The sequence below is a fragment of the Bradyrhizobium sp. INPA03-11B genome, assembly GCF_040446015.1.
Taxonomy (GTDB): domain Bacteria; phylum Pseudomonadota; class Alphaproteobacteria; order Rhizobiales; family Xanthobacteraceae; genus Bradyrhizobium; species Bradyrhizobium macuxiense_A.
Map to the genome: position 1 here is coordinate 93604 of NZ_JASGSR010000013.1, position 9031 is coordinate 102634.

At 62.8% G+C, this 9031-nt stretch carries 8 protein-coding genes; 5 read left to right on the forward strand and 3 right to left on the reverse strand.

Annotated elements, in window-relative coordinates; translation table 11 throughout:
- Positions 1-210: 210 nt before the first annotated feature.
- Positions 211-1419: an aminoglycoside phosphotransferase family protein gene (locus QMZ05_RS07945; protein WP_353700290.1), complete on the reverse strand. Its 1209-nt coding sequence runs from the start codon at positions 1417-1419 to the stop codon at positions 211-213.
- Between the two features lie 238 nt (positions 1420-1657).
- Here QMZ05_RS07945 and QMZ05_RS07950 point away from each other — a divergent pair, with 238 nt between their 5' ends.
- Positions 1658-2854, forward strand: coding sequence for an ABC transporter substrate-binding protein (locus tag QMZ05_RS07950; RefSeq protein WP_353700291.1), 1197 nt, complete (start codon positions 1658-1660; stop codon positions 2852-2854).
- A 77-nt stretch (positions 2855-2931) separates the two neighbouring features.
- On the opposite strand, the gene QMZ05_RS07955 is transcribed toward QMZ05_RS07950, so the two are convergent.
- On the reverse strand, positions 2932-4122 hold the full coding sequence (locus tag QMZ05_RS07955; protein WP_353700292.1) for a CoA transferase: 1191 nt from the start codon (positions 4120-4122) through the stop codon (positions 2932-2934).
- A gap of 26 nt (positions 4123-4148) precedes the next feature.
- Positions 4149-5447, reverse strand: coding sequence for an enoyl-CoA hydratase-related protein (locus tag QMZ05_RS07960; RefSeq protein ID WP_353700293.1), 1299 nt, complete (start codon positions 5445-5447; stop codon positions 4149-4151).
- A gap of 127 nt (positions 5448-5574) precedes the next feature.
- On the opposite strand from QMZ05_RS07960, the gene QMZ05_RS07965 reads away from it, so the two are divergent.
- The 4 genes from QMZ05_RS07965 to QMZ05_RS07980 form a co-directional block, all read left to right on the forward strand.
- Entirely contained in the window at positions 5575-6756 is a 1182-nt protein-coding gene (locus QMZ05_RS07965) for an acyl-CoA dehydrogenase family protein (protein ID WP_353700294.1), read from the forward strand.
- Between the two features lie 72 nt (positions 6757-6828).
- On the forward strand, positions 6829-7587 hold the full coding sequence (locus tag QMZ05_RS07970) for an SDR family oxidoreductase (protein WP_353700295.1): 759 nt from the start codon (positions 6829-6831) through the stop codon (positions 7585-7587).
- 18 nt (positions 7588-7605) lie between these two features.
- Entirely contained in the window at positions 7606-8400 is a 795-nt protein-coding gene (locus QMZ05_RS07975; protein WP_353700296.1) for an enoyl-CoA hydratase-related protein, read from the forward strand.
- A gap of 5 nt (positions 8401-8405) precedes the next feature.
- Positions 8406-9031 (forward strand): acyl-CoA dehydrogenase family protein (locus QMZ05_RS07980; protein WP_353700297.1); only part of this gene is annotated, 626 nt, incomplete at its 3' end.

The window sequence follows — 9031 nt, forward strand, 5'->3', positions numbered from 1 at the left end:
CGTTGTCGCACCCGTGTCGGCCGCGACGCGGCCACTGGCGCGGTACAATACTGCCTGCTCAGTACGGTTGAAAAGCCTTAACTCTCATTCCAGTCCCTCGTCAGTCAGTTTGAGCCAGCTTCGACAGGACGGCGGAAGCGAACGGCATTATGGACAAAGAGCCGAGGCCCGCTCGCTGCCCGAGCAAAAGGCTAATGATGGAGATGACCATCAATCTTTCAACGAATCCAAATCAGCCATTGCCGTTGATATCCTTTCGATCATTGTCAGCGTCGTATCCTCCGGCTGCATATTCGGCAGCAATGGCGAATGACAGAGTGTGATCGTCCACATCAGGAGCGCATGCACGATTTGTTGCCGATAGTTGCGGAAGCTCTCCTCGAAGTCCGGTTTAAAATCGGTCAGTTCGGCGAAGCGCTCGAGATACCTGGCCAGCAGATCCCTCTCCCACTTGCGGCGATCCTCCGGCGTCAGTGCCGCCGTGACGGCATAGGCAACGTCTCGCGACCAGTGACCGCGCGCCAAACATTGCCAGTCGCACAGGCCCATCTTCCCCGCGCCGGTCTGGTACCAGTTTCCAATGTGCACGTCTGAATGAAGCAAGCCTTGTGGCTGGCTTTCATGCACGGCGAGCGCGCGCATGGCCGCCGGCCATACCGCATCGCGCCGCGCCAGCACGTTCTGCGGAATAACGTGCGAGGCTGCATCGAACGCCTTCCTTGTGTAATGCTCCAGATCCATCTTCTGCGCGCCGATGGTGAACCAGCGCGGGTAAGGGGCGACCCACCGATACTGGGTCGCGAACGCGGAATCGCCGTAGAAGCGGGCATGCAGCGCAGCGAGCAGATCGATCATGTCCTCTGCCATGGCGCGGGAGACGTATGTCCTGTGACTGCAGAAGCTGGCCGACTTCGCCGCCACTAGGTCTTCCAGCAGTAGGATCGAGGCGAGCGTGCGCGGGTCGAACGCAGCGTGATACCCGGCCGGCGCCTCGATCCCGAGCTGCGGCCGCAATTGCATGTAGAAGCGCCCCTCAGCGCGAGCGGTCCCGTTGAAGCCGCCGATCATCCTGGTGACGACGCTCGGCAGCGACTTGGTGAACATCGAACCTGGCAGGCCCGCACGCCTCCCCGCTTCGTTGTAGGTCACGACCAGACGATGCCGTTCATGGGTTCCGGCGCTCGCAGGCTTGACCTCGACCTGCGTCACCATCGCCCCCGGCACCTTGTCGCATAGAACTGCCGTCAGCCACTGCGTGGTGATCGCGCCGGGCGAGCATGGCACATCATCATGTTGCCGCGCCTTCGGCCGCACCAGCCGCTCATAGGCCACCCGCCCTCCGATCTTCAACGCGGCCAGAGCCGTCGCGCTTGAGGTTCCCATGTTCGCTCCCACGCCTTCGACCACCGGAAGGCTCAACGCCGCACTTCCCGATCGAAAAAATTAGTACGCTTTAGTACGATCAATAGCATAGATCGGCTCGCGTTCAAGGGGCTCGAGTATGCACGGTATTTCCGAGGCTACGCGCTGCACCGCCACACGCCCGCGGCAAATATCGCATGACGCGACCTCCGTTTTGCAGTATATCGTACACTTGCATACTTATATCGGGTGGCCGCGCCTGACGCACTTGAGAATCCGCAAAAGGAGGGGAAACATGAAAGTCTCGACCCTGGGTGCCGTCTCGGCGCTGCTGTTGGGGTGCTATGCAGTCGATGCCATCGCCGGCGAGAAGCACTACGGCCCGGGCGTTACCAACACCGAGATCAAAATCGGCCAGACCGTCCCCTACAGCGGACCGGCGTCTGCCTTTTCGAGCTATGGCCGGGTCATGACCGGCTATTTCCAGATGCTGAACGAAGCCGGCGGGATCAACGGGCGGAAAGTGAACCTGATCTCGCTCGACAACGCATACAGCCCGCCGAAGGCCATCGAGCAGACCCGCAAGCTGGTCGACGACGATGGCGTGCTCGCCGAAGTCGGAACGGTCGGCACCGTGCCCAACGTTGCCGTTCAAAAGTATCTCAACCAGAACAAGGTGCCGCAGGTCTTCATATCGGCCGGCGGCCGCCGCTTCAACGATCCGCAGAATTTCCCGTGGACCGTCCCGTTCTATCCGCCGTTTGAGATGGAAGGCGCTACCTTCGGCAAGTTCATACTCAACAAGATGCCCAACGCAAAGATCGCGGTGCTCTATCAGAACGACGATTACGGCAAGGACTACCTCACCGGTCTCAAGACGGGACTCGGCGGAGAGAGCGCAGCGAAGATCGTGGCGGAAGCGAGCTACGAGCTCAGCTCTCCCACGGTCGATTCCGAAGTGCTCAGGCTCAAGGCGTCGGGCGCCGATACGCTGTTCTATTTCGCGACCCCGAAGTTTGCCGCACAGGCAATCAAGAAGATCAACGAGATCAACTGGAAGCCGGTCCAGTTTCTCGCCAGTCCGGTCAACTCGATACAGGGCGTATTGATTCCGGTTGGCCTCGAGAACGTTCAGGGCGCCTACACGACGCAGTTCGCCAAGCAGGCCAGCGATCCGGCCTGGGCCGACGACCAGGAGGTGAAGGACTACATCGCCTTCATGAAGAAGTGGGCACCGAACGACAGCCCGAACGATTTCGTCGCGCTGTCCGGCTACATCAATGCGCAGGCCATCGCGAAGGGCTTGCAGCGATGCGGCGACAATCTGACGCGCGAGAACCTGCTCGCCCAGGCAACGAGCTTCAACAAGGATCGGGTCGGCATGCTGCTGCCGGGAATCGAGCTGACCAATTCCAAGGAGAACTATGCTCCCTACCGCGCCCTGCGGATGGCGATCTTCGAAAAGACATCCTGGAAGCTGCTCGACGAATAGCGCCGGCACGTGTCGACGGTGCACTGCTGCTGCTCTTCACGACGAACTGACGCAGGAGCACCGCCGCCTCACGCCAGTCAACCGACGATCTGCTCGCGACGCAGTTCGGCGATGCTCGCCGCGGACAGGCCGATTTCCTTCAGGACGTCGTCGGTATGTTGTCCAAGCATCGGCGGCGGCAGGCCGGGGTTGCGTTCCTCCCCGACGAAGGTGACGGGGTGGCCGACACAGTTCAGGCGACCCGCCGCGGGATGATCGTACTGCATGATCCGCTGGTCGGCCCGGGTGTGCGGATGATCCAGCAGCTGGGCCAGCGAATTGATCGGCGAACAGGGAATGCCGACCTCGTTGAGTACGGCATTCCAGTGCGCGACGCTGTTGCCGGCGATCACCGATTGCACATGCTGCAGCGTCTCGGCGCGATGCCTGACCCGATCCGCATTGGTTCGGAATCTCGGGTCGTCCACGATCGCGTTCAGGCCGGCGACAGCGCAGAACTTGCGCCAGAGATTGTCGTTGGCGACGCCGATCATGATCGGACCGTCCGCCGCCTCAAAGGCCTGATAGGGGCACAGCGATTCATGGCTGGAGCCGCATTTGGCGGGCTGCGTTCCCTTTTCCCAGAAGGTCTGGAGATTATAGCCGAGAAGCCCAAGCGCGGTGTCGAACAGCGACACCTGGATCGCCGCGCCCTTGCCCGACTTCTCGCGCGCCAGCAGGCTGGCCAAGATCCCGCTGAAAGCGTGCACGCCCGTCATCTGGTCGATCGGGGAAATCGGACTGCGGATGTAACCGCCGCCCTCGTCGCCCGTCATCGACATGATGCCGCTGAAGGCCTGCAAGATCACGTCGTAGCCCGGCGAATTCTTGAGAGGACCCGTCCGGCCGAAGCCGGAGATGCTGCAATGGACCAGCCGGTCGTTGAGCGCGCAAAGACTGACGGCATCAATACCGAGCCGCTCTGCCACGCCGGTGCCGAAGCTTTCGATCGCGACGTCGGCCGACTTCGCGAGCTCATGCACGAGCTTGCGTCCCTTGCCGGACTTCATGTCGATCGCAATACTCCGCTTGTTGCGATTGGCGCTGAGGAACACGGTGCCGAGGCCGGCGGCGGGAAACGGCGGCCATCCCCGCGTCTCGTCGCCATGCCCCACCGCTTCGACCTTGATCACCTCGGCGCCGAGATCGCCGAGATATTGCGCGCAAAGTGGCCCGGCGAGCACCTTCGAAAGATCGAGAACCTTGATACCGTCAAGAGGTCTTGGCACGACGTATCTCCTTCCTGAAGCGCGAGCTAGTTCAGCCCCGCCGCGAACAAGCCGCCCAGATAGGCCGGAAAGCCGCGCTGCGTGACCAGGACGTAATCGGCAGCCCGCCGCTCCGCCTCGTTGAGCTGCCTGCGCCAGCCCGCGGCCGCTGCATCCGCATCCGCCAGCCGGGCGCGCAGCAAATCCTTGCCCCAGCTGTTCGGTTCATCCTCATGCCAGTAGACGTCGCCTGCGATGCGACCATCGAAGTCGGGCTTGCGCTGCCCGTCGATGTGAAAACCGGCCCGTGCAAACGCAACGGAAAGCTCGCTGCCAAGCTCCGAACCCGCGCCAAGGACCTCCGACACCGCCGCGACAGCCTCCATGATCTTCGGATTGATCTCCTTCTTCTTGAACCGCTCGTAGTCGAGCCGGCCAAGAAACAGTGTCCTGATCATATTGCGCGGCTCCCGCCGCTGAATGAGCCTGGCAAAGATCTGCATCTCGGTGCGGATCGCCGTGTCGAAATCCTGGGGAAGTCCCTGCTCGATGCAGTCGAGAATGGCTGAAGGCGCCGGATAGTGTCCGAGCGTCTCGGCAAGCATGCTGCTGCGCGCTTGTGCGACCATGGCCGCCACGCGCGCTGCGTCTGCTGCGCGCCAGTCCGGCCGATCCCAGGGTTGCCGGGCCAGCGGCTGTGACAACACCCAGCGTTCGGCGGCGGCGACCTCCTCGCCTGGTGCCACCAGTTCATGTGCGAGGCCGGTCGCGATGGCGGCCTGCCCGCCGATCCGCGCACCGTCCAGCAGTACCGGCAGCGCCGCCTCGATTCCGATCAGGCGCGGCAGCCGCTGGGTTCCGCCTCCTCCCGGCAGCAAACCGACCAGTGACTCTGGCAAGCCGAACGTCGCTTGCGGGTGGTCGGCGATCACGCGGTGATGCGCGGCAAGGGCGAACTCGCAGCCGCCTCCCAAGGCAAGGCCGGCGACCGCCACCGCGACCGGCTTGCCGGCCGTCTCGAGCTTGCGCAGGCCGCAACTCAGCCGGAAGAAATGATCGAAGGCCAGGCGATCTCGTTCGCCGGCGGGGGCCGCCATGATCATGTCGTAGGCGGTCTCCAGTTCGGCGAGATCCGCGCCTGCGCAGAACGCCGCGGATTTTCCGGAGCGGATCACGACACCAGCCACATCGCTTTCCCTGAGCCAGTCGGCAAATCGACCGATTTCCTCGATCGCGGCATTCGAGAACACGTTCATCGAGCGGCCGGGCATGTCGAAGATGAGTTGCAGCACGCCACTGCCCGTCACCTCGATCCGAAATTGCTTCAGTTCCGGCCGGCTTGCCATCGATCTAGCTCCACTCGCAACCGTTCATTGATGTACGATCGTATTCGCATTGGCTCAGTTTCGGGTTGCGTACCCAATCCGAATACCGTACACTAGCAAACTAAATCAGACGGGACACCATTTGACAATGATCGAGCGCACGATCTTTCGCGAGGAGCATGAACTTTTCCGGCAGACGGTCCGCCGCTTCGTCGACCGCGAGATCGTGCCCTTCCACGCCAAATGGGAAGAGGACGGCATTGTGCCGCGGGAGCTGTGGTTGAAGGCCGGCGCCGCCGGCCTTTTGTGCTGCACCGTGCCCGAGGAATATGGCGGCATGGGACTGGACTACCTCTTTGACGTCGTCGTCTTCGAGGAACTCTGGCGGTCGGGCGCCAGCGGCCCCGGCTTTCTGATCCATACCGACCTGGTCGCAACCTATATCCTGTCGTTCGGGACCGAAGCGCAGAAGCGCAAATGGCTGCCCAGGATGGTCTCGGGAGAAGCGATCGGGTCGCTGGGCATGACCGAGCCTCATGCCGGCAGCGACCTCAAGGCGATCCGAACGCGCGCGGTGCGCGACGGCGACGAGTTCGTCATCAACGGCCAGAAGGTCTTCATCTCCAACGGCCAGCTCTGCGACTTCGTCGTGCTCGCGACCAAAACCGACAGCCAGGCCGGCGCCAAAGGCGTGACCCTGTTCATCGTCGAGAGCGATCGCGACGGCTTCAAGCGCGGCCGCAACCTGGAAAAGCTCGGCATGAAGGCGCAGGATACGTCGGAGCTGTTCTTCGACAATGTCCGGATTCCGGCCGGCAATCTGCTCGGCAAGGAGGGCAAGGGATTTGCCCAGATGATGACCAAATTGTCCCAGGAGCGGCTGGCGCAGGCGATCCGGTCCGCGACCGTCACCGAGACGGTGATCGACTGGACGCTCCAATATACCTCCGAGCGCAGCGCATTCGGCCAGAAGCTGGCCGATTTCCAGAACACCCAGTTCAAGCTCGCCGAGCTCAGGACAAAGGCGGCCGTTGCGCGCGTCTTTACCGACAAGTGCATTGCACTCTTCATGGAGGGCAAGCTCGATCCCGTCGACGCGGCGATGGCCAAGATGTTCACGTCCGAGCTGCACTGCGAAACGGTCGATGAATGCCTGCAGCTGTTCGGCGGCTGGGGCTACATGTGGGAATATCCGATTGCGCGGGCCTATGCGGACGCACGGATCGTCAAGATCGCCGGTGGCTCGATCGAGATCATGAAGACGATCATCGCGCGACAGATGTATTCCCAGCGCGGATTCGACATCCAGAAGAACGGGTCGGCCGGATAGGCCTCCCTCCTTCGGGAGGCCTAGGTCATCTGCACGAGCCCAGAGAACGACAAGCGACAAGGGAGATCGACGTTGAAAGGCCTATCAGGGAAAGTTGCCGTCGTGACCGGCGGCGGACAGGGCATCGGACGAGGATTGACGCTGCGGCTGGCCGAAGAAGGCTGCAAGATTGCGATCTTCGACATCAATCCTGAAGGTGGCGAAGAAACCGCAAAGCTCGCACCGCTGGCCACGATCAAGACTTACGCCGTCGACGTCGGTGATGCCGCCTCCGTCGAGGCCGCGGTCGCAAAGGTCGAAGCCGAGCTCGGTCCGATCTGGCTCCTGGTCAACAATGCCGGCTGGGATCGCCCGATGCCGTTCTTGAAGACCGACAAGGACCTCTGGGACAAGATCATCCGCATCAACCTGTATGGGCCGCTCAATACCCACAAGGCGATCGCACCGCTGATGGCCGAACGCGGCGGAGGCCGCATCGTCAACATCGCTTCCGATGCCGCGCGCGTCGGGACCAGCGACGAGGCGGTCTATTCCGCCTGCAAGGGCGGACTGATCTCCTTCACTAAGTCGCTGGCGCGTGAACTCGCGCGCAAGAACGTCCTGCTCAACGCAGTCTGCCCCGGCCCGACCAACACCCCGATGATGGCTGCGGTGCTCGGCGAGGGCGAGCATGCGGTGAAGTGGAAGGACGCCATGGTCAGGGGTATCCCGCTCAAGCGGATGGGCGAGCCGGAAGATTACGGCGGGATCGTCGCGATGCTGGCATCCGACGACGGCAAATTCATCACCGGACAAACCATTTCCGTCTCCGGCGGAATGAACATGATCTAACGCGCGGAAGGAAACGCCATGACCGATCCCAAGCAATTCACCGATGTCGTCTATGAGGTCCGCGATCGCGCAGCCTGGATCATCATCAACCGGCCGAAGGTCTACAACGCGTTCCGCGGCCAGACGCTCGAGGAGCTCATCCAGGCATTCCAGCTCGCCGCCAACGATCGCCAGGTGGCGAGCATCGTGCTGACCGGCGCCGGCGAGAAGGCATTCTGCACAGGCGGCGATCAGTCCGCGCATGAGGGCCAGTATGACGGTCGCGGCGTCGTCGGTCTTCCCATCGACGAGCTGCAAGGCCTGATCCGCGACGTGCCGAAGCCGGTGATTGCCCGGGTCAACGGCTTTGCCATCGGCGGCGGCAACGTGCTCGCCACGCTGTGCGATCTGACGATTGCGGCCGACACGGCGCAGTTCGGCCAGGTCGGCCCCAAGGTCGGCTCGGTCGACGCCGGCTGGGGCACCGCCTTCCTCGCGCGTCACGTCGGCGACAAGAAGGCGCGCGAGATCTGGTATCTCAACGAGCGATACACCGCCGAACAGGCCCGCGAGATGGGCCTCGTCAACAAGGTCGTTCCCGCCGCACAACTCGACGCCGCGGTGAAGGATTGGACCGACAAGCTCGCGCAGCGCTCGCCGACCGCGATCGCGCTCGCCAAGCGGTCGTTCAACGCCGATTCCGACAATATTCGCGGCATCAGCAATTTCGCGCTGCATGCCGTTAAGCTGTTCTACGACACGGACGAGTCCAAGGAAGGCGTCGCGGCCTTCAACGAGAAACGCGATCCGGACTTCCACAAGTTCGCGCGTTGACAGACATGCTGGCAAACCGCCCGGTCTACGACGAAGAGCACGCTCTGCTGCGCGACAGCGTTCGCCGCTTTGCCGCTGCGAACATCGCGCCGCGCTTCCAGGAATGGGAGAAGGCCGGGATCATCGATCGCGCATTGTGGCCGGCGGCCGGCGCGGCCGGCCTGCTCTGCCCCCAGGTGCCCGAGGCATCTGGCGGTATCGGCGGCGACTTCCGCCACAACGCCGTCGTGATCGAGGAGTTGGCCTATTCCGGCTTCGCCGGTCCCGCGACCGACTTCTCAGTGCATAGCGACGTCTGCTGCGGCTATCTCCTGAGCTATGGCACCGAGCAGCAGAAGAAGAAATGGCTGCCACGGATGGTGGCCGGCGAGACCGTTTGCGCGATTGCCATGACCGAGCCAGGGACCGGCAGCGATCTCCAGGGCATCCGCACGCGCGCGGTCCACGAGGGCGACGAGTATGTCATCTCCGGCCAGAAGACTTTCATCTCGAACGGGCAGATGTGCGACCTCGTGATCGCGGTCGTCAGGACCAATCCCGACGGCGGCTCGCGCGGCATGAGCCTGATCCTGGTCGAGACCGACCGCCCCGGCTTCCGCCACGGCCGCAACCTCGACAAGCTCGGCCACCT